The 508-nt window shown below is 64.0% G+C and carries 1 protein-coding gene; it reads right to left on the reverse strand.

Annotation, left to right across the window (positions count from 1 at the left end; translation table 11 throughout):
* Positions 1–508 (reverse strand): AMP-binding protein (locus tag Raf01_RS49315; RefSeq protein WP_203925101.1); only part of this gene is annotated, 508 nt, incomplete at both ends.

Here is a 508-nt window from a genome sequence, read left to right on the forward strand (position 1 = left end):
ACCCACCCGACCCGTGCCCGGCCCACACCGCCACGCAGTCACATCAACCGACACCTCCGTCGGCCCATACAAGTTGTCCAACCCCACCCCGGGCAACACCGCCGCGAACCGCTCGGCCAACTCATCCGACAACGCCTCACCACTACAGACCACCCGGCGCAGCCCCACACACCGACCCGCGTCACCCGAAGCCAGAAACTCCGCCAACATCGACGGCACAAAATGCGCCGTGGTCACCGACTCCGCCACGATCAGATCCGCCAAATACCCCGGATCCCGATGCCCACCAGGCCGAGCCAACACCATCACCGCACCCGTCACCAACGGCCAACACAACTCCCACACCGACACGTCAAACCCGACCGGAGTCTTCTGCAATACCCGATCCCCACCCACCAACTCAAACCGACCCTGCATCCACCCCAACCGATTGACTAACCCCGCATGCACACAAGCCACTCCCTTCGGCTGACCCGTCGACCCCGACGTATAGATGACATACGCCGGG

It is taken from the genome of Rugosimonospora africana (genome assembly GCF_016862975.1).
In the GTDB taxonomy this organism is placed as follows: domain Bacteria; phylum Actinomycetota; class Actinomycetes; order Mycobacteriales; family Micromonosporaceae; genus Rugosimonospora; species Rugosimonospora africana.